Below are 20,245 nucleotides of genomic sequence, written 5' to 3'. Positions count from 1 at the left end.
GCCCTCGCTGAGGCAGTAACCCTGACGTATTGAAAGGTGAACGTGCCCGCAGTAGATTGCCACTTTTCCCGTTTGCTCGGCAGCAGTCCTAGTAGTGTTTTTTGACTGTGGAGAACATTTATGCGAAGCTCTCGCGCAATGCTTTATCTCCAACGACTGGGCGAGCTCGCCTCTCAGCTCTCAGAATTAGAGAATCTTCGAGGTCTAGTCGAAGATGCAGAGCGAAGCGCCCGCGGTGCGTCTCCATGGCGCTCTAGACGCCATGCTTGGCGTCGCCGTCGAGGCCGCGATTTCGGCGCCCTGTCTGTTCGCTCCATCGCTACCCGCCAGCAAGCAGAGATGTAGGAGCTGTCAGTCCCTCTGAGAACCACAATCCAATCGACGGGGCGCTGCTTGAGCCATTTCCCAACGGATGGTGGCTTTCCCCTAAAGCTCCTCCACGCCGCTAGGGAATCAAGTTTGCTCGTCTGCTAATGGCCCTTCGGCGAAGTGGCAGCGTCGCTCGACGAGGTCCGCTTATTGAGGCACGGCGGACTGAATATGCTCAGTTTGAGTTCTTCGCATTGTGACCCTGGCTGTGTGAAAAGCCACGAGCCGGCTACGATTCCTCCGTTTCCTGATGCAGGACACGGATGGGACGCTTCGTTGAAGGCGCGGACAGATCCCAGCTGACGCTCTTGCCGGAATGTCTAGAGGATTGGGCACCGAAGAGGATTGGGCACCGAACACCATATGATTATTACGCCCGAGTCATAAATGTCGGCAACGACCGAGGGCAGCTTGCTCGGATGTCGAAGCAAGCCAAAGAAGTGCTCGGAGTGGACAAACTCGAGGCAGTCGCCGACCGCGGCTACCTCGACGGAGAGGAGATATTGCTGCGAAGAGGCTGGCTGTCAATCGGCGTTCGACTGGGACCCCCTATCGGCATCCAAAAGGGGCTCTGACTCATATGTGGAACGACCCGGGCTGCAAGATCTTTCTCTGGTTGAACAAGGGATGACGGTGCTGTCATATGTTCGGCCTGTGAAGCGGCGCCTGGCCGCTGGCCACGATGATATCCGCGGAAGCAATCGCCCAATCAATCTCTCGCGCTCGAAGCGCAGTGAGTCAGGCGGTCTGATTGCTACCGGGAATGACGTCATTCGGGGGTCATCCAGACTTGCACCTTGCCTCCTCGGCAGCTTTCTTCTTCCGCCGGAGAGCTCTTAAGATTAGGATTTCAGCATTGCGGCCGGCGCCTGATAGATGCCGCCTCTGACCAGCAAGGCCCAGATCGTGCGCGCAATCTTATTGGCGAGCGCCACCGATACGACCTTGACCGGCCGTCTTTGCAGCATGGTCCGAATCCAGAGCGGGACTTTCAAGCCTCGTTTAGCAAGCTTGATGATAGAGGTCGCACCAACGATCAAGAGCGTCCGTAGTTGCCGATTTCCACCCTTTGATATCGCGCCGAGCCTTTCTTTTCCGCCGCTCGACTGTGCCCTCGGTGTGAGCCCCGTCCAAGCCGCAAAATCTCGTGCAGTCGCAAAATTGCGAGCATCCAAAACCGATGTCCGAACGGTAGCGGCGATGAGAGGACCGACACCCGGAATGCTCATCAGACGCCTTGCATCGGGGTCCTTTCTGACGGCAACCAAAATCTCTCTGTCGAGCTTCTCTATGCGGGTTGTAAGCAGCTCAATCTGTTCAGCGAATAGGATCAGGGCAAAGCGGGCGGCGCCGGGGATCCTATTGTCTTTTTCGTCCCGGAGAAGAACCAGGAGTTTTGCGATGCTTGCCATGCCTGTGCCGGCGATAATGCCCAATTCGGCCATATGAGCACGTAGGGCATTTGCAGTCTGGCTGCGCTGCCTCATCAGCAGTTCTCGCGTTCGCAAAATCATGCTGGCCGCTTGTTGTTCGGCAGTCTTCACCGGTACGAACCGCATTGTCGGGCGGGTGACCGCCTCACAAATGGCTTCAGCATCCGCCACGTCGGTCTTGTTTCGTTTGACGTAAGGCTTCACGTAGGCTGGCGGCATCATGCGGACAGCGTGGCCCAGCGCCGCTATCTCGCGTGCCCAGTGATGGGCGCTCGCACAGGCCTCCATACCTACCAAGCAAGCTGGAAGGCTCCGAAAGAAGGGCAGAACCTGCGATCGCCGCAATGTGCGACGAACCAGACTTCCCCGTTTTCGGCGATGCCGTGAACTTGAAAGATCGACTTGGCCAAATCCAAACCCACCGTGATAATCTTCTCCATGGAACGGTCCTTCCCTTGGCCGCCTCTCCAGGCGACCACGTTAGGCACTTTTGATGCCGGTTCGAAGGGCCGTTCCACACCATCACTTTTGATGCAATTCGAGGGATGTCTGGCGTTTTGATTGGAGGAGAATCAGCGCCATGCAGCAAGCGCTCCACCGCTCCAGTCTGGTGCCGCGTGGGTTTCTTGTAGAGAGTGCGTGCTACGAGGGTGATAAGGCCGTCATCACGGTCCGGGCATCCGGAACTGACGGCTTGTGTCCATCGTGCGGGACGGTTTCGCGGCGTATCCATAGCCGGTATCAGCGACGCGTGACCGATCTGCCGCTGTCCGGGCGGGTCGTAGAGCTCCTGGTGGTCGCCCGTCGCTTCCGCTGCGACGCCGTCCGGTGCGGACGCCAGATCTTCACTGAGCGTTTTGATGAGATGCTGGCTCCATCAGCGCGACGCACGGCGAGGCTGGACTCTATTGTCCATCACCTTGGCCTGGCGCTTGGCGGTCGACCGGCGGCAGGCTTCGCAAAACGGCTTCACGGTGTTGATGAGAATGAGGAAGTGGTCGTTCGGCGTCAGTTTCGGCGAGCCGAGATGATCCGCTACTTCGAACGGATTCCGCCAGTTCTCGTCGCCATAGAGTCTTGCGGCAGCTCGCATCATTGGGGGCGCCTGCTGCAATCGTTTGGACACGAGGTAAAGCTAATCTCACCTCAGTATGTGAAGGCCTACGTGAAGCGCGGCAAAAACGACGCGGCCGACGCCGAAGCGCTGTGCGAGTCGGTCACCCGGCCCAGCATGCGGTTCGTACCGGTAAAATCGAAGGAACAGCAAGCGGCTTGCATGTTGATGACCGTCCGAGAACGCCTGGTCACCGTGAAGTATCAGCTCTCCAATGCTTTCAGAAGCTATGCCGCTGAGTTTGGTATCGTCGGCCCCGCTGGCCGACAGAACGTAGCCGCACTCATCAAACGTGTGCTGGAAGACGATAGCCTGCCGGAAATGGCGCGGGATCTCTTCCGATTTCAGGCGGACGAGTATGCCGGTTGAAGCCCGCCTAGCGAAGATCGAGGCCAAGCTGATGAAGTGGCATCGCGAGGATGAGATCAGGAGGCGCATTGCGACAATTCCCGGCATCGGTCCGATTGGGGCGTGAATTCTGCCTATCTCTTCGGCCAGCGTGATTGAACTAGACTGCAGCTCACATGCTTCAATGGTGAACTCGCCGCGACACGCTCCGCAGCTCTTCGGCCGTCGCCGTCCTAAGAACACAAGGCACGAGCTTGGCCTTTGAACAATGCATTGCTTAGACGGCGTGTCATACGGGTCAATTTGCGCCGTAGAGGTTCCCGATCACCGCTTCCCGACAAGCCGACCAACATTCGGCCAGCGACATGGCCGCGGAGGGCACCGAAGCGGACGTAGGTCCCGAGTGAATGCAGGCTCTAAGAGCCGCTTTCCCGCAAACACCCGGACTGATGCGCACTGTGGATCCGGTGCCTCAAGAACGCACTTCGAAGATCATATTGAACGGCGTCTCGGTCGCGCGGCGGAAGCGCCTGAAGCCCGCTTCAGTCGCCACCTGACGCAATCTGTTTTCACCCGCCTGCGCACCGAGACCCAACCCCACTTCTTGCGAGAGCGATGCCGGCGTGCAAATGAATGTCGAGGCGTGATAGAAGATGCATCCGACCGGGTTGAGATTATCCTTGAGATTGTCATGAGCAAACGGCTCGACGATCATCCACGCCCCGTCCTTGCCTAGTGTTTCCTTGACATGTTTGCCTGCCCCGACGGGATCGCCCATGTCATGCAGGCAATCGAAGAACGCCACCAGATCATAGTCTTTAGCCGGAAAATCCTTGGCGCTGGCCTGCGCGAACGTGATGCGATCTCCAACTCCCGCTTCTTGCGCCAGGACCTTCGCCCGTTCGACCGAAGGCTTGTGGTAATCGAACCCGAAGAACTCTGAATTGGGGTAGGCCTGCGCCATCACAATCGTAGAGGCGCCGTGGCCGCATCCGACATCGGCCACCTTGGCACCGGCTTTCAGTTTCGCTTCGACGCCTTCGAGCGTGGGAATCCAGTTCGAAACTAGATTGGCGTTATAGCCCGGCCTGAAGAAGCGTTCGGTGCCAGAGAACAGACATTGCGAATGCTCGTGCCAACCAAGGCCTTTCCCGGTTCGAAACGCATCGGCGACTTTGGGTTCGTCGAGGTACGTGGACTGCACGACATCGAATGCGCCCGCAAAGAAGGCTGGCGACCCCTCTTCGGCGAAAGCCATGGCCTGCTCCGCCGAGAGTGAGAATGCATTTTTTTCCGGATGGTAGTCGATGTATCCTGAGGCGGCCTGCCCGGACAGCCATTCGCGCAAGTAACGCTCATGCAGTCCGGTCTTCTTCGCAAGCTCGGACGGAGTGATCACGGCACCATCCGCCATCGCCTTGTAGAGCCCGAGGCGATCGCCGAGCAGTATGCTTGCACCGCCAAGTGAGATGCCAAGGTCGCCGACCAGCTTTCCTACCAGCGCGTTCAATTTTTCGACGTTTGGTTCACGCATTTCAGCTTCCTCCTCTTGAGAACAACCCAGCCTTAGTCAAACTAGCGTGGGATGACCGGCAGATTGCGAGTGAAGGAGTTCACGTTTCCACGAGTGGCCTGCGTCGCTCGATATCAGCTTTGGGTCATCGCGTCTGTCGTTCGGCAGTCGAGCGGCCTCCGCTCTGCTCCCGCGCGGCCAAGCAGCGGCGGCACCTGCCAGGGGCAACCAAAACTCGTGGTACTATCAGAATTGCCTCAGCCGCAGATATCGCGTAAATGCTCCAGGCCAAGCGATTATCCGGGCATCGGTTTCGAACGTATGTAGCTGCCCAAGCTTGGTTGGCTCAGTTCGTCTTAGCGAACTTGTACGTTCCCTTCTTGTGGCCAATGACCTGACTGACGCCTTCGAAGTTGCTCTTAAGCGGGTCTATGGTGACGACGAGCGCAGCCTGGAGACCTTCAAATTTCCCCGTTCCACCAGTGATATTGCAATTGTTGGGGAATCCAGGCATCCAGTCGCACTGCTCGAACAACTGATCGCCGTCCTTGTCGACGTAAGTACAGAACCCGTGAATCTCTGCGGTCTTTGCAGACGAATCCGTAAGTCGGCTCAGCTGGCAGCGTCCACCCATGTTGTTGAGTACAGGGTTTCCAGCCTCGTTCGAGGCTGCCATGGCTTGGTTGATAAAAACGAACTCTTTGCCGCCGCCGATGGACATTGGCTTGGCGCTGGAATCGGCGTAGCGGTGAATATGACTGAGACCGAACCTTTGCGAGCGAGCAGGGTATGCCCTGAGGAACGCTCCAGCAAGAGTTACAGACCAAACGAAGAGTAGCACGGTGTCGCAGGCGGAGCTCAGCGGGCGAAGGTGCGTCAGTAGAGCTGATCCACTCTAAACGTTTGAGCGGCACATCCGGCTCGAATGAACATTACCGCGTCGGGTCCATTCGGATCGGTGTTGGTTGAAGTGAGGCTAAATACTTGTGATCGCCGAGGATTAATCATGCGGGTTGACAACCCACACTTACCCCAATTTCCGAAGTGCGTGAAGTTGACAACTCCCGCACTTCGAAGATGCCAAAGACCATGAAAGATCTGAAGAGTATGCTTCTTAGTTTACAACCAATTGCTTACCCCATTCTAGAACGGGTAAGTCCTCGCGGTAGACCGGCACAAAGAGACCGTCGGTTTTAGCGCTTGCTTACGTAAGGTGTGCTGGTTGATTGACCTGGTCGAACTTGTAACGGTCACTCATTCAACCCTTCGTTGATGATGTCGTCAGCCGCGCCGCACTCCCCAGTTGCCCGGAGCAAAGCCGCAGCATCGCTTACGTTCAGTTGTGTTGTCCAGCTGTTGAACCTTTGCCCGAATTAGGGGACCCACTTCTGTACGCATCGGGGACGAAGGTCTCCCATGACGAAGCATCGCAGATTGTGGCTGTCGCGCTCATCGCCGGGTCGCAGCTGTAAGCGCCATCTTGTTCTCCGGACGGCGTCAATCGCGGAGCAAAGAGATGTTTTCAGCAAAAGCTGGGGCGCTGTTGCTCGGTTTAGCGATGCTAGTGACGCGAGCGCTCGCGGGCGATGATGGCCGACACGACAACTCTCCGCTGAAGCCATGGTTTGAAAGCTTGCAGAGCCAGTTCGGAAAGTGCTGTACCGATTTTGACGGGTACATAGTTTCCGACGTGGATTGGGAGTCCAATCGCGGGCGTTACCGCGTCCGCATCGACAACGAATGGGTAGACGTGCCTGACGGCGCCGTTGTCACACAACCAAACCGTTTCGGCCGTACAATGGTTTGGAGGCATTACATTGACGGCCATCCGCGCGTTCGATGCTTCATGCCTGGCAGCATGACTTGATGCGTTTAGAAAGTAGTCCGCTTCGGGCGAAAATGGGAACAACACAACGTGAGCAACACTGGTCCGCCAAACCTCACCGAGCGGACCTAACCGAGGCATGCCGCGACTTCGCTGATGGGCCAGCTACGGACCTAGACCATGAGAAGCTGGCGCCGGCCCGCCAAACTGGCTCCCGTGCATCAGGCCAGCTCATCGAGGAGTGCTCTGCCCTCGATGAGATCGCGCGTGTCGAAACCTTCGGTGAAGCTGCCGAGCACCGGCGCCAGTAGGGCACGCGCCTCGTCGATCTTGCCAGCTTCGCGCCACAGCCGGGCAAGTCCCTTCGCCGCGCGTAGCTCCCACATCCGCGCCGACTGCGCCGTCGCAAGCGTGAGCGCTCGCCGGAATTTTACCTCGGCATTCACCTTGTCCCCTTCTGCAAGCGCAAGTTCGGCGGAAAGTCGGTGTAACTCCGCCTCATACCAGCGTTCGTCCGTGGCCCGCACTAGGCGTAGTCCCTCGCCGAGCTGTTCCTCCGCTTCCGACCACCGACCGGCTTGCAGACAAATCTCGGCCAGGATTGATCTCTTATAGGGATGCTCGACCTTCTGCTCCGTCGCGACGAGCTTAGCCAGCGCGTCACGCATCAGCTCTATCCCACCTTCGGGTGCGCCGCGACAAGCCCGTGTCCAGCCTTCGAAAAGGCGCATCTGCGCGCGGAACACGACCCCTTTCTTCGCCGCAAGATCGAGCAGCCTAGCAACGTTCGCCTCCACGGCCGCACAATCTCCGCACATATGATGCAGATAGCAACCGTTGCTAAGTGCCATTGCATAGTAGAACTCTGAGCCCTTCCTTGAAGCCGCAATGGCTTCTGCGGCTAAAGCGTGCCCCTGGTTCGGAAATCCAAGCACGAACATGGTCCATGCCAAGTATGTCAGTGGCCAAGTGGGATACTGGCCGTGCGAGTAACGATTGACGCGCCCATGGTCTACGTTATCGACGCGCAGCGACTCTTCCAAATGTTGGCGACCGCGCACAAGGTCACCCAGCAAAAATGCTGTGCTGCCAATCAAATACTCTGCTACCTTCAGCGCTGAAGCATTCTGGTCAATCTGCGCAACCTCCATGAACTCGCTCGCATAGAGCTCGGCATCATGAAGCTTCGGCCGATTGAAAGCACCGACAAACTGACCATACATGACTTCCAACAGCCGATCGGCGTCGCCAATCTCCTCACATAGTGCGCGGGCACGCCTATAGCTGATCTCAGTCTGCAGTGAGCCCGAGCCACGGAGGGCACGATACACTGCGCCTAGCGACATCTGCAGGTCAAGCTCAGTACGCTTCCGCGCCTGGTCGGGCAGTTGCGGCACAAGTGCGACCGCCGCGGTAAAGGCGTGCTCAGCCTCGACGTAGTTGGAACGTTCGCGCGCACGCGTGCCGGACCGCTGCCAATAGGCGATCGCGCGATCGTATATGCCGGCGGCCGCGTAGTGGTGTGCCAGCAGTTGGGGCTCCGCTTCTGCAATCTCCGGGAATTGCTGCTCAAGTACGTCGGCGGTCCGCGCATGCAGTTGCTGTCTGGTGGTGAAGAGCAGGGTTCCATAGGCGGCGTCCTGCACCAGCGCGTGCTTGAAGACGTAGTTGTTTTGAGGGGGCAAGCCGCGGCGGAACAGTAGTCCCGCGTGAACCAGCGCATCCAAGGCCGCGGTCAGTGCGTCTCGCTTCGGTGGCAAGACAGCCGTCAGGAGGGCCTCGCTGAATTCGCGGCCCAGCACCGCCGCCACTTGCGCGACTTCCTTCGTCCCGGCTGTCCGGTCCAGCCGCGCAACGAGGGCGTCCTGCAGCGTCACCGGAACCGAGAGCTGCAGTCGCCCGGCACGCCCGCTAGTAGTTTCGCCGTCGGCCAAGCCGGCCTCAAGTACCGCTTTGGTCAGCTCCTCGATGAAAAGCGGCACGCCGTCCGCTTTTGCGACGATCTGTTGAATTATTTCCGCCGGCAGCGCTTCGGTAGCAGCAAACGCACCAACCATGTCAGCTGCCTGCGCTGGGCTTAGCCGATTGAGCGTAAGCATGGTTAGATGGGGGCGGCCGCTCCATGGCGGTACGTAGTCGGGTCGGTAGGTAATCAGGATCAGGACCCGAGAATCCTGCACACGATCCATCGCGGCCGCTATTAAGTCTGCGCTCGAAGCGTCGATCCAATGCGCGTCTTCCACCACGATCAGCACCGGCTTCCGGGTCGCCAACCCAAGCATTCGATCGACCAATGCTGTCGCCGTTCTCTGCTTAAGGGTCTCTGCCGTCAGCTCCAGCCTCGGATAGTGCGAAGCAACAGGGATCGACAGCAAACCTGCGAACAGCGAAGCGTTCTCGGGCACTGCCTGTCCAGATTCGGTCAACATCTGCTCGAGCTTGTTCAATTTAATCGCGGGCGGATCGGTTGGCAGGAACCCGGCCGCCTGTATCAACTGGCGCGCGAAGGGATATAGCGCGCTGTTCGCGAAATATGCCGAGCATTGGCACCGCAACCGTGCATGCGGCAGGTCCGCTATTCGCTCGATGAGCGCCTCGGCAATCCGCGACTTGCCAATGCCAGGCTCCCCACAGAGCAATACGACCTGGCCCTCGCCTTGATTCACCTGCTCCCAGCGGCGCAGCAATAAATTGACCTCTTCCTCGCGACCGATCAGCGGGAATGGCCTGCCAGGATGCAGCGCCTCAAAACGACTCTCGGTCAGACGCTCGCCGGTCACGCGCCACGCCTGCACAGGACGGGCGACGCCTTTCAGCTGGTGGACACCAATGTCTTCGTAGGTGAAAAAGCCAGCGACCAGCCGCTGTGTGCTGGAGCTGATCACTAAGGCATTGGGGGCGGCCAGCGACTGTAGCCGCGCAGCAACATTCGGTGTTTCACCGACAATCGCCATTTCCTCGCGTGCGCCACCCGCACCCATCTCGCCTGCCACGACAAGCCCGGTGTGCACGGCAAGGCGGACACTGAGCTCGATACCGAATTTCTTGGACAAGTCTCGATTCAGCAGGACGACCGCCTCGACAATATCCAGCCCAGCACTCACCGCACGTTGGGCGTCATCCTCATGCGCACGCGGAAGACCGAAATAGACCAGCAGACCGTCTCCAAGGTATTTCGCGAGATGGCCGTCATAGCGGTCAATGACGGCGACGCAAGCTGCTTGATAGGCGAGCAGTAATTCTCTCAGCTGTTCGGGATCGACAGTGCTGGAGAGAGCGGTAGAATCGACGAGATCGCAGAACATCACCGTCAGCTGACGACGTTCCGCCTCGGATGTGCTCGGAGGAATTGCCGCTAAGGGCTTGGTCCGCATGAGCGCGGCGATTGCCCTGAGCAGACGCTTGCGGTCACCTAGCCTTGCAATCCCGAGATCTTTCAGATCGCTGTTACTGAGATCCGGCAGCAGATCAAAATCGACGCCGCTCTGTGCGAACGTTTCGGCATATCGCCCGAGTCCGAGATGCTCAAGCCAAGCTCCTACGTCATGGCTCATTGCATGTCCTCACTGCACCCAGGGCGTCTTAGAGTTTGCCAACTAGCTACTGAAGCGGACGAACCTGGCTCCGTGGATGAGCAATCCTATCTCATACGACGTCATCTGTGGGAACAGTTTTCGGCCATAATTCTGCTCATTGGCGAGATCGGAGTACGTCCCGACGCACGATAGGCCGACGCGGCTGGCCTCTTTCGTGTCCTCGCAATTGAGCAGTCGCACGCCACGGAGACGTTCTAAAATCCTCATCTGCTACGGCTCGAAAGCGACGGTCGACGCGAGTGCAACTCGGCACCCATTCTACCACCGAAAGCGGACATCACGTTAACTGAGGCGCTCTTCGGCTTGGGGCCATACCGCAAGTTCTAGATTGTCTCGCGAACACTCGCCTCGATGCCGGCGGAGCCGCGAGCGGGCGCCTCGTCTTGGCCTTGGTCAACGTAGCTCGGGTAAAAGACTGGTGAAGTCTCTAGATTTGCAACGGGGGCGGTGAGACGGCAAGTGAGCCCGCTCGATCCGTAGGACACAGTAACCGTCCCTCGGAGATCGTCTTCCAGTGTTCTCGAGATGAGGCGTGAGCCGAAGCCTTTAACGGCTGCGACACCAGCCGCTCGCGCACCCGATGCAGCGCCTGCAGATCCAGTTGCTCCGCAGTCTTGGTCTTCACGAACTTCATCGTCGGGCGCTGCACGGCTTCGGCAATCGCTTCGGCATCATTGAAGTCGTTCTTCTGTCCCTTGCTATATAGCGACGCGCGGCGTCGCCTTTGGACGCACTTTCCCGCTTTTAAGTGGTGCGGATGGCTGCAATCAGGCCCGGTTTGCCGACGATCTTCATCGCGCTTGTGAGGTGATTCTTACTGAACAGGCAGTCAGCGAAAGATGTAGCTATATCGCCTCCGGGCCAGGTGCATCGCCGCCCACGGTAACGTGTCGGCGCTGCCGTGCACGAGCAACCACACGGGCGAATCGGCTGCCGCTTCCTGCTCGATTCCGCCCCAACATCCGAAACACATCGTGACTGAAGTAGTTGCATACGCAGCAATTTGACGGCGGCCGGGGCCTGCTTCAGTTCGTTCCGTATCCGGAACGAACTGAAGGAAAGTCGCTGGCGTTGCAGATTTACAACCCGCACAGCCGACCGAAATACTAAGCTCGGCCATTGAGACAACCGAAACATATTTCATTCTTAGTTCAAATATGGTCAGCGGGGGCGAACGATGTTTGATGTCTATCGCAATGACAAGCGCGGCTTGCTCGTTCTAAGTACAGGCTCTGCCGTACCTGCGCTTTACTCTGCACATACCTGGCGCAAGAGTCGAAAACGAGTTCTCAAGGTTAGCAACGAAATCAAGTCAGCCGTTCAGGCACAAGGCTATTACATCCGCAGCCTGGGGACCACTAGGACGCGGACTCATTAAGGCGCAGCCACAAAGCGGCGAGCACTGGTGGGATGCGGAAATCTCCCGGGTGCGAGGGTTGGTGGCACTATCTCGCGGCCAGCTCGGAGGGAGCAAATGGCTGCTGAAGTCCCTACAGATCGCTCGGCAACAACGGGCGAAATCACTTGAGCTCCGGGCAGCGACGAGCCTTGCCCGCTTATGGCGCGATGAGGGCAAACGCACCGCGGCACGTGATCTGCTGGCTCCGGTTTACGGCTGGTTCACTGAAGGGTTCGACACGCTCGATTTGAAAGAGGCCAAGGCGTTGCTCGACGACTTGGCCTCGTGAGCCAGTCGAATGGTCTAGCGACTTCCGAGCTTGGCCCCTCTTGAAAGACCGACAACTTTCGCGCCGCTATTGGGGACAAGCGGACATTGGTTCACGCGGTTAATTTATGAGTACGCGCCGTAAGCAACGAATGATCTACGCCAAGTAGGTCGGCGCAAATCTCTATGACATCGGCAGAAGCCAATCCGCCGCTATCGCGCTTCGTCAACTGTCGACGACCGCGCTTCCGTGATAGCCTGAAACTCGCGGATACGACGCCATGGGCAAGCCCATTTGGTCGATTGGGACTGATCGCCGCTTGCTCGGGTTCGAACAACGACCGACAACGTGACCGCGCGCTGGGGCGGGAAGATTGGCGAATTGACCATGAGCGCATCGGCCATGCCCGGAGTGCCGCAGATGGCCGAGGCCCGCACGACGTCGGCGAGGAAACGGCTTTGACGGGCTTGACGCTTTACGAATCGAGAGCTGCGCAAGCACCGCGCAAGCGAAGCGTAATCTTCCCGGCGCGACCTAAAAACTGGCACGGCCCGTTCAATACTCCGACCATTTGCCGCAAGGGTTCCCAGTGTGGAAGGTCGACGCAGCAGCCCCGCCGGCCTCCTTCAACAACGGAACTGAATGCCCAGTAACCACATTTCGGTTCCAGCGAATTATTTTCGCCATCCGGACCAAGTTAGCGCTAGAATCTTCGACACCGGGGCTGGCCCGATATTTTACTTGTCCATTTTGACCCGGCTTTTTGACCACGCGCGGGCCGCAGCGAGTTTCCCTCGCTGCGGCCTTCGTGCTTTTCCGCCGCGTGGACCGGCGGCCTCGCTTAGAAGTCTCAGAGTATCCTGTCGACGGTTTGCAGTGATCGCTCACGAGTCCGTAGCTCACCCTCACGTCCTGCCAAGCTGCTGAAGCCCTCCACGGCGGAAATTTACGTCCGTCCCCCGTCCCGCTTGCTGCTTTGAACCGACTCACAGACGCACACCTCCCGCTGCAAAGTGCAGTCGCGAACTTGCCAGGGCGTAGTGAGGACGAGGCAGCCGTCGAGCTGGGGTTCGGTTACATTTTCGAGGTGAGAAGCCGCCAGCGCCACATCAGGTTGACTCTCCCCTTCACTCGGCCAGTTCGCATGATCCGCGTTAACCCTGTCTTTGATCTCCTCACATAGCAGCGCTTCCCGGTTCACCTCTGCCGCTAAGCGGCCTTATTGGACCTTTGCAATCTTTCTTGATTTCTAGAGCTCATTTCTAAGAGGATTTGAGTGAGGTTTCTCGTTCGGGGAGCGTGAAATCAGATGAGAGTGGCTCTCTTTCTAATTGGCCTCGGTACACTCGCCGTGATGGAGCTCGCGGCGCCGCCGCGCATCACAGAGCCTGTGAACGAGCCTCCGGCTCTGGCAACCGTCGGATTAGGTCCCTCACACGATACACTGACCAAGGCAGACCGGCTCGAAATTCCGCAATTCGAAGCGCCACCGCAGCCACTTTCGTCGAGCGAACTAAAGAATCCGCCGGACCACGTTGAGATCGTTGCACGAGCACATTCGAAGATCATCGAGCAGAAAGGCAACGCAAGCGGAAAATCCGCGATCATGCTGCCCAGACCTCGGCCCCGCCACGGAATTTCCAAGGCAAGCGCAGGTGCCAGTCGCGCCAAACCAGTCGCGGAGGCGAAGCCGTGCCTGTCAGGTGCCTTCGATGGCGTTTTGAAAGCATTGAACCTGCAGACGCGATGCCAGACCTAGCGCACCGATTCCTCTGCGTTGGAACGACAGCCGACCCGCGGCTCCCGCCGCATGTGTCAGGGCAAATACGCCGTGCCGAGGAAATCCGACCGCCTCGCCCCGACGAGCGTGGATCCGTTGTCGCCGCGCGGAAGCGGTTGTCCGCGGAATTCATCTCGCTCGTTGTTGGAGTGGCAATCGGCCTGGCTTTCGTCGCAAGTTTCGTCCTGTTTCGCGATGCTCAATTGAAGGGGAAATCGATCGACAGAGCGGCTGCGAAGGCATTGGTCGAGCGCATCATCATAGCCGAGTCCAACGGTGACCCGAATGCAAAGAACAAGCGGTCGAGCGCCACCGGCGCCGCCCAGTTTCTCGGTGATACGTGGCTCGAAGCCGTTCGAAGGCACCGACGGGATCTGATCCAAGGCCGCAGCGACAAGGGAGTCTTGGACCTGCGGGGAGATGCCGAGCTTACGCGGGACATTGCCGCACGGCTGCTCGAGGAACATGCCGCGATGCTGACCAAGCGCGGTCTCCCCGTGACGCCCGGTTCTCTCTACCTTGCCCGTTTCGCGGGACCGGCGGGCGCCGTGGCGCTATTATCCGGGGCAGAAGTGCCGACGCTGCTTTAGTTATGGCCGCCGCTGACATGACGGGTCGGACCACACGCGAAAAGCTGGTCAACGCCAATACGTTCCTCAAGGCGATGACAGTCGGCGATATCAAGAGCTGGGCCGATCGCAAAATGGCGGCAGGCACTCGGCCTGGCCGGTAGCGGCTTAGGAAACCGGCGATTTGGGGTCGCGAAGCTCTCGGCCAGAAGCCAGTTTGAGCATCCGATCCATCGCGTTGAGGACGGCGCGCTCGTCCTGGCGTCGAACCTTCCACACAGAGCGGGAACGGCCTCCGGCGCCGGCGCGGCTGCGCCCTACCGGCGCCGCGCCAACACGCCCGGCATGTCCCATGCACTTGGGTGACGCAGAACAGAAAACCATCCGGCAGCGCCCCGGCTCAGCTCCGTCGGTACGGCGATCGAAGAACCCTTCCCGCATCCCAGTGCAAATGAGTGGTTCGCCAGTCTACTGGCCCTGGCATTTGAGCGATAGAGAATAGTGCGTCAGCTTCTGATCGATCTCGGCAAATGCCGAGCCATGCCGCTCGCACACGCCGCCCTGCCCGGCCAAATCGGCCATGGACCCGGGCGCTCCCGGACGCCGGCGGCCGGTCCGGCAAGCCTTTGGGAACGAGCCTTTACTAAAACGTCGACTTTTGGAAGATTGGTCGGAGTGGCAGGATTCGAACCTGCGACCCCTGCGTCCTGATCGGATTTCTCGCCCTGGGAACCTTTGATTTTACTACGGTTTTTGGGTGACTTCCCAAGCATATTCACTCTTTGTTCGCGATCAATCTTGGGCTTTCTTGGGCTCTAGAACATCCGTTCACCGTACCAATAGAGTGCCGTCCTGGTCCGCAGATAGGCGTGCTGATGAAATGAAGCGCAAGCTAGTTGTCCCGCCATTGGTTTAAGATCGCCTCATGCACTCTCACTGGAGAGGCGTTCGCCAGAGAGGGTCCCGAACAAGCCACAGCGGATCCAGTCGTGCAGATTACAACGCGAACTAATCTATTTGGTCTGCCCCTACTCCGATCCTCCCAAGGCGGTTCGCTTGCTGCGATTCAAACAAGCAACGAAGGCGGCAGCGCTCTAATCCGATCGTCTTTGGCCCCCATAACGATGAAGCATCCAATAGACATCGAACTCACCGGATCGAGCACTCTCGGTTCCGATTTTTGGGTCGCCTTCGATCAACATTCATGGAGCGCTACGACGTGTTCGTGCTCCTCCCGCTGGACGGATGGCGAAACAGACACGGGTGTTTGGCGGAAAATCGCTTACTTTCATTCTGCAGAAAAGCCACTGACGCTTTTGAATGACGATTAGGCGCTTCGCGATCTCACAGTTGTCGTTGATCGCGCGATTGGCGGAAGCTTCCGGCACACAATCTCGCTGGCTACTAAGCTATCCAGGATCGACCCGTCCAGACGGGGAATGTTTGAATTTGCCACGGCGACGAACCTATACATATCGCTTCATTTGCAGGTAAAACTCACAGTCTTCATTCCTTCCGGAGATTCCGCGCCGCGTCTCTGGCCAGCAAGGCAACACTCGAACAATCGGACAATTTCATTGCATCGCTCGTCGCGGCTGCGTCTAACGCGCTCGCCGGCAACTTGGACGCGGCCAAAAGGGCGACGGAGCTAGTGCGTGCAGTGACCCGGGTTTTCGAATACAGAACGTAAAGTACCGCCTGCCGCACAGGCAGCCCGAGGTGCTGGCGCGATGGGAAGATGCCCTACGTAGGGCTGGCATGCCCGAATAATCGAAAGAGTTTGGTACGCCATGCCGGCGTATGACACGTCGGCTAGGGGTCACAAGCTGCCCTTGGCCGGCTGCTTCACCCTGGTCGGCTCACTCCTGGGAGCAGACATTTCGGCTCTCTGAGCGAAGGTCAGCAACGGGCCAAATCCAGACTCGTGTGGCTCAGCAAAATTGGTCCGGGCTACCGATCAAGTCCGCCGGTGGATTCAACCTGGATTAAGGCTTGGCGGGTCTTCGGACCTCAACCTTCTCACCCACCTCGATTACCATGAGATCTTCACCGAGTTCCAATGGACCTGAGTAAGTCTTCCGCGTCGGTGGAATCACATCTTGCTCGGTTGCATTTGGCATCACGAGGTGTGAATAGACCGCGAGTTTCGGCTTTGTCCGCCCGAATACCTCGCCCGCCTGTTCTGGAGTCGTGTGATGGGCGATTATGCTCGCGGTTCGTTCTGGCGGGACTCCGATCCGCTGAAATGTCTCGAGCGAAGCAACTTCATGAATCAACAGGTCAACATTTTGGGCATGTCGGATGAGGTTCTCAGACAGACGGGTGTCTCCGGAGAGGACAACCGAGCGACCGGAATAATCGACGCGATAGCCAAACGCCGGCTTCACGGGCGTGTGGTCTACCTCGAAGGCGGTGATCTTTACGTCATTGTTTTCATAAACAAGTCCCTCGCTGATGTCCTTGGCCAGAATGACCACACCGTCTGGCGCCGCTCGGTCGTCGTATAGTCGAATCCGGATGTCATATTCGAACGCCTGCTCGAGAAACGACATCATGCGCACCGTCCCCCTTGGTCCCCACACCTCCAATGGCCGATCCCGCCCGGGCCGTCCAAAAAGCCAGCCGGTCAGCCACAGATCTGGAAAACCAACCACGTGATCCGAGTGCAAGTGGGTAAGAAAAACGCCGTTGATATCATGCCAAAACACGTTGACCTGAGTCAGCCGCTGAAGAGCACCGCGGCCGGCGTCGAAAATGAACTTTTGCCCACCCGCTTCGATGAGGATGCTCGGGCCGAACCGGTTCATAACAGGTGGAGGGCATCCTGTGCCTAAGAGCGTAACTTTGATCTCTTGCGCTTGGGCGGACACAGGGACAATAGCGAGCAAGCTTGCAAAGAGTGTGATGCAGGGAAGACAGAAAACCGACCTCTTGGAAGCCGCCATGACTGACTCCACGAACCGCTGAATAAAAACGGCCCTCGCGCCAGGCAAAATTTCGCATTTCAACCAGTAGTGTTGCAAACGATCTGGCGCTCGTCAATCGTCGCCGTGAGGTCGGCTTCCGGCCAACAACAGACGTCGCGGCATTGGGCCTGAGTCTGCTCCCCCCAAACGGCCATGCCGTCCTTTATCGAAGACATCAGCAACGGGCGGATGGTGTCAAAAAGAAAGCAGCGTCAGCGGCTGTCGATGCTGCTCAGAGTAGGTTGAAAGACCGCTGAATGAATTCGCTCAACGGTCCCACGTCCCAAGACGCCGAGCACACCAACGGCTCTTGAAGAGTTTCCCAACGCCGGACCGAACTCTTTCAATACAAGCGACCATCAACTGAAGTCGCGCTTTATGCGATCATCTCGTCCCAACGGGCAAGCATCTTTCTGCGATGGTCATTCGGTAAGCCCGGCCCGTCGCAATGCTTCTTCGTATCGCGAAAGGTCAACGGCTCGACGATAAGGGCCAAGCAAGTCCTTAAGACCGGAAACACGTTGCGCGGGATCGAGTTGCCGTATCCGAGCCACTGCCTTTTGTGCTTGCTCCGGCCGTCCGGCCATTGCATTGCTTGCGGCGTCGATTCTTAATCCCGGTTGATAATCCGGGCTGTCCTGCAATGCCTTTGCCGCCCACGATGCCGCTTCGTCATAGCGACCCAGGAAGAAATGCGCATGCGCGACTCCGCTACTTCGCATTCTTGACTGCGACGGATCAAGCGGGCTCAGGCGCATGGCACGCGCGAAGCACTCGAGCGCCGCTTCCGGCTCGCCGAGCCAGTTTTTTACCCAGCCACCGCAAGCCCATGCCTCGGCCAAATTGGAATTGAGCACAAGCGCTCGATCGACTAAACCGGCCCCTGTCTCCAGATCACCAACAAGAAACGCTAACGCATACCCGCCGGCGGTGACCGCAAACGCGTCATCCTTGCCCAAGTCAATCGCCCTATAAGCGAGCCTCTTCACTTCGGCAATCTCGTCCGGAGTGCTCGAAAACCAGCCATTGACCTTGGCGAATGCGTAGCAAATAGCGGCACGACCGTAGGCGGACGCAAAGTCCTGGTCGAGCTCGATCGCACTGTTAAACAGGCGAAGTGCCTCGCTGTTCGTTTGCCGGCTACCATACTGGTAATATTTAGCCAAACCGCGTAAATGGAGGGCATAGGCGTCGAGGCTCTCGGTCGGCTTGCGCTTGGCACGCTCGATCTCGGCCTTTTCCACCGCTGGCGCGATCGCCCCGACAACTCTCTCAGTCACCTGGTCCTGCAGATCAAAGATGTCGCCGAGCCCGCCATCAAACCGTTCCGCCCAAAGATGTGTACCAGTGGTGGTATCCACGAGTTGTCCCGTAATGCGTACTCGGTTTGCCGCCTTGCGGACGCTTCCTTCCAACACGTACCGCACTCCAAGCTCGCGTCCTACCTGCTTCACTTCGACGGGCCGCCCTTTATAGGTGAAGCTCGAGTTGCGCGCGATCACGAACAGCTGTCGGAAATGCGACAGCGCGGTAATGATCTCCTCCACCATGCCATCAGCAAAGTAGTCCTGTTCTGGATCACCGCTCATGTTGGTGAATGGAAGAACAGCAATGGACGGGTTGCCCGGAAGGGTGATAGGTTGTGCAATCTCGGTCGGCGGTTTGGTTAGCCTAGCCGGCGCAGAGCTCGAGCCGATGCGCACGCGCCAAGCGCGCATTGGTTCGGCGATATTCTTCAACGATTGCGAACCCATATCCTCAAAGGTGATTTCTACCTTGCCGCGGACTTGTCGGTAAGCATCGTTAGAAATGCTAACATCACCGGGTTCTGCGATCCCTTCGAGACGCACTGCGATGTTGACGCCGTCACCAAAGATATCATCGTCTTCGATAATGATATCACCGACGTGAATGCCGATGCGAAATTCGATCCGCTTGGCCTGCGGTACGACTATATTTTGTTCTGCCATGCCGCGTTGAATTTCGACGGCACATCGCACGGCATCGACCACGCTGGCGAACTGAATAAGAGCGCCGTCCCCGGTATTCTTGACGATACGTCCGTGATGCTGAGCAATTTTGGGATCGAAAAGCGTCTTTCTGAGAGTTTTCAGTTGCGCCAGCGTGCCTTCTTCGTCGATCCCTATTAAGCGGCAAGAATCCACGACATCCGCCGCCAGAATAGCCGCCAATCGCCGCTCTACGTGCTCGCTGCTCAAGATGCACCCCTGGGCTCGGGGAAAACCAATGTTCAATAGCATAATTGTGAGCCGATGTCCGGCTGTGCCCGCGTCCTAAACGGGGCATCAGCGCCGTTTGGAAGGTTAGCTGGCGGCTTCCGGTCTACCCCAACGAGCCGACAACTGAGAGCGCCGTTCGAAGCTCGCCTTCGGGCCAATAGCGGAAATGGTCCTACGACCTTCACCGCATCGACTAAGGAGTGGGATCGCGGTCTCTGGGACGCGCCCGGTCAATTAAGGTCTCAACTATTGGGAGTATCTGCGCGACGATCGCCTTGTCTCCAGCTGCGTTAGGGTGGAGACCGTCCACCGCCTTGAGCTGAGCATCGTCGATAACTGCCTCGTTGATAGCTGGAAAAAATAGAACGTTGTATTTGCGGGCAAGGCCAGCGAACATAACGGCAAACGCTTTCTCGTGTTCGTCTCCAAAGTTTGTGCGCGCTCGCACTCCGCAAAGGAGCACGGCAATCCTCCGAGATTCGAGATTATCCAGAATTGCTGCGAGGGCCGCGCCGATCTTGGTTGCTACCGCCGCGACGCCGTCCCACCTGATCAGCGTCGAGATGCAGGCCGCTAGGCGCTGGCTGCCGTGGCTGTGCGCATACTCGGGCGCGCGCGTCAACGAGCTCACGTCGCTTTACCCACGCGACATCACGCGAGACCCTGCGAGCAAGGTCTGGTGCATGGTCATCAAGCCGAGAAGACCTCCCAGTGAAGGACAGTGCCGATCCACAGTCACGTCATCGAGCAAGGTTTTCTCCATTACGTCGAAGAGCGTCGCAAGGCGGGTCTGCCGCTGTTCTAAGACCCTGCGCGCGGGCGCGG

11 protein-coding genes and 4 pseudogenes are annotated in these 20,245 nt (G+C 58.2%); 7 read left to right on the top strand and 8 right to left on the bottom strand.

Annotation, left to right across the window (positions count from 1 at the left end):
• Positions 1 to 1,211 precede the first annotated feature (1,211 nt).
• Positions 1,212 to 2,242: pseudogene (locus tag C7G42_RS07770) on the bottom strand (IS110 family RNA-guided transposase).
• A 140-nt stretch (positions 2,243 to 2,382) separates the two neighbouring features.
• On the opposite strand from C7G42_RS07770, the pseudogene C7G42_RS35200 reads away from it, so the two are divergent.
• Both C7G42_RS35200 and C7G42_RS36300 read left to right on the top strand, forming a co-directional pair.
• A pseudogene (locus C7G42_RS35200) lies at positions 2,383 to 2,613 on the top strand (transposase family protein); the annotation flags it as partial.
• Between the two features lie 114 nt (positions 2,614 to 2,727).
• Positions 2,728 to 3,099 (top strand): annotated as a pseudogene (locus tag C7G42_RS36300) (hypothetical protein); the annotation flags it as partial.
• Between the two features lie 637 nt (positions 3,100 to 3,736).
• Here C7G42_RS36300 and C7G42_RS07760 read toward each other — a convergent pair.
• Entirely contained in the window at positions 3,737 to 4,798 is a 1,062-nt protein-coding gene (locus C7G42_RS07760) for a class I SAM-dependent methyltransferase (protein WP_106948351.1), read from the bottom strand.
• 325 nt (positions 4,799 to 5,123) lie between these two features.
• A complete protein-coding gene (locus tag C7G42_RS07755; RefSeq protein WP_245427574.1) occupies positions 5,124 to 5,498 on the bottom strand; it encodes a hypothetical protein in 375 nt (124 codons plus the stop codon).
• Between the two features lie 795 nt (positions 5,499 to 6,293).
• Here C7G42_RS07755 and C7G42_RS07750 point away from each other — a divergent pair.
• Positions 6,294 to 6,644: a hypothetical protein gene (locus C7G42_RS07750; protein ID WP_106948350.1), complete on the top strand. Its 351-nt coding sequence runs from the start codon at positions 6,294 to 6,296 to the stop codon at positions 6,642 to 6,644.
• A 179-nt stretch (positions 6,645 to 6,823) separates the two neighbouring features.
• Here the strand turns inward: C7G42_RS07750 and C7G42_RS07745 are convergent, their stop codons facing one another.
• Positions 6,824 to 10,156, bottom strand: coding sequence for an AAA family ATPase (locus C7G42_RS07745; protein ID WP_106948349.1), 3,333 nt, complete (start codon positions 10,154 to 10,156; stop codon positions 6,824 to 6,826).
• Positions 10,157 to 10,751: 595 nt separating this feature from the next.
• Positions 10,752 to 10,901: pseudogene (locus tag C7G42_RS07730) on the bottom strand (IS110 family transposase); the annotation flags it as partial.
• A gap of 474 nt (positions 10,902 to 11,375) precedes the next feature.
• On the opposite strand from C7G42_RS07730, the gene C7G42_RS35730 reads away from it, so the two are divergent.
• The 4 genes from C7G42_RS35730 (at position 11,376) to C7G42_RS07705 (ending at position 14,235) form a co-directional block, all read left to right on the top strand.
• Positions 11,376 to 11,576 carry a hypothetical protein gene (locus tag C7G42_RS35730; RefSeq protein ID WP_106948347.1) on the top strand — a complete coding sequence of 67 codons (201 nt, stop codon included), beginning with the start codon at positions 11,376 to 11,378 and terminating at the stop codon, positions 11,574 to 11,576.
• Between the two features lie 61 nt (positions 11,577 to 11,637).
• Positions 11,638 to 11,886, top strand: a complete 249-nt coding sequence (locus tag C7G42_RS07720) for a hypothetical protein (protein WP_147250235.1) — start codon at positions 11,638 to 11,640, stop codon at positions 11,884 to 11,886.
• Positions 11,887 to 13,174: 1,288 nt separating this feature from the next.
• On the top strand, positions 13,175 to 13,624 hold the full coding sequence (locus tag C7G42_RS07710; RefSeq protein ID WP_106948344.1) for a hypothetical protein: 450 nt from the start codon (positions 13,175 to 13,177) through the stop codon (positions 13,622 to 13,624).
• 137 nt (positions 13,625 to 13,761) lie between these two features.
• On the top strand, positions 13,762 to 14,235 hold the full coding sequence (locus tag C7G42_RS07705; protein WP_245427572.1) for a lysozyme family protein: 474 nt from the start codon (positions 13,762 to 13,764) through the stop codon (positions 14,233 to 14,235).
• A gap of 1,964 nt (positions 14,236 to 16,199) precedes the next feature.
• Here the strand turns inward: C7G42_RS07705 and C7G42_RS07700 are convergent.
• From C7G42_RS07700 to C7G42_RS07690, 3 genes are all read right to left on the bottom strand, one after another.
• Positions 16,200 to 17,159, bottom strand: a complete 960-nt coding sequence (locus C7G42_RS07700; protein ID WP_106948896.1) for an MBL fold metallo-hydrolase — start codon at positions 17,157 to 17,159, stop codon at positions 16,200 to 16,202.
• A gap of 443 nt (positions 17,160 to 17,602) precedes the next feature.
• Positions 17,603 to 19,399 (bottom strand): adenylate/guanylate cyclase domain-containing protein, encoded by a 1,797-nt coding sequence (locus C7G42_RS07695; RefSeq protein ID WP_349627521.1) that lies wholly within the window; start codon positions 19,397 to 19,399, stop codon positions 17,603 to 17,605.
• Between the two features lie 214 nt (positions 19,400 to 19,613).
• On the bottom strand, positions 19,614 to 20,051 hold the full coding sequence (locus C7G42_RS07690) for an SGNH/GDSL hydrolase family protein (RefSeq protein ID WP_199580692.1): 438 nt from the start codon (positions 20,049 to 20,051) through the stop codon (positions 19,614 to 19,616).
• Positions 20,052 to 20,245: the final 194 nt, after the last annotated feature.

Source organism: Bradyrhizobium sp. MOS003 (assembly GCF_003020125.1).
GTDB lineage: Bacteria > Pseudomonadota > Alphaproteobacteria > Rhizobiales > Xanthobacteraceae > Bradyrhizobium.
The sequence above is the reverse complement of the archived record's forward strand: the minus strand, read 5'-3'. Positions and strand labels throughout refer to the sequence as shown.

Excerpts from the sequence above, each read along its gene's own strand:
- C7G42_RS07760 (WP_106948351.1), bottom strand. The coding sequence starts at position 4,798 with ATGCGTGAACCAAACGTCGAAAAATTGAACGCGCTGGTAGGAAAGCTG.
- C7G42_RS07755 (WP_245427574.1), bottom strand. The coding sequence starts at position 5,498 with ATGTCCATCGGCGGCGGCAAAGAGTTCGTTTTTATCAACCAAGCCATG.
- C7G42_RS07750 (WP_106948350.1), top strand. The coding sequence starts at position 6,294 with ATGTTTTCAGCAAAAGCTGGGGCGCTGTTGCTCGGTTTAGCGATGCTA.
- C7G42_RS07745 (WP_106948349.1), bottom strand. The coding sequence starts at position 10,156 with ATGAGCCATGACGTAGGAGCTTGGCTTGAGCATCTCGGACTCGGGCGA.
- C7G42_RS35730 (WP_106948347.1), top strand. The coding sequence starts at position 11,376 with ATGTTTGATGTCTATCGCAATGACAAGCGCGGCTTGCTCGTTCTAAGT.
- C7G42_RS07710 (WP_106948344.1), top strand. The coding sequence starts at position 13,175 with ATGAGAGTGGCTCTCTTTCTAATTGGCCTCGGTACACTCGCCGTGATG.
- C7G42_RS07700 (WP_106948896.1), bottom strand. The coding sequence starts at position 17,159 with ATGGCGGCTTCCAAGAGGTCGGTTTTCTGTCTTCCCTGCATCACACTC.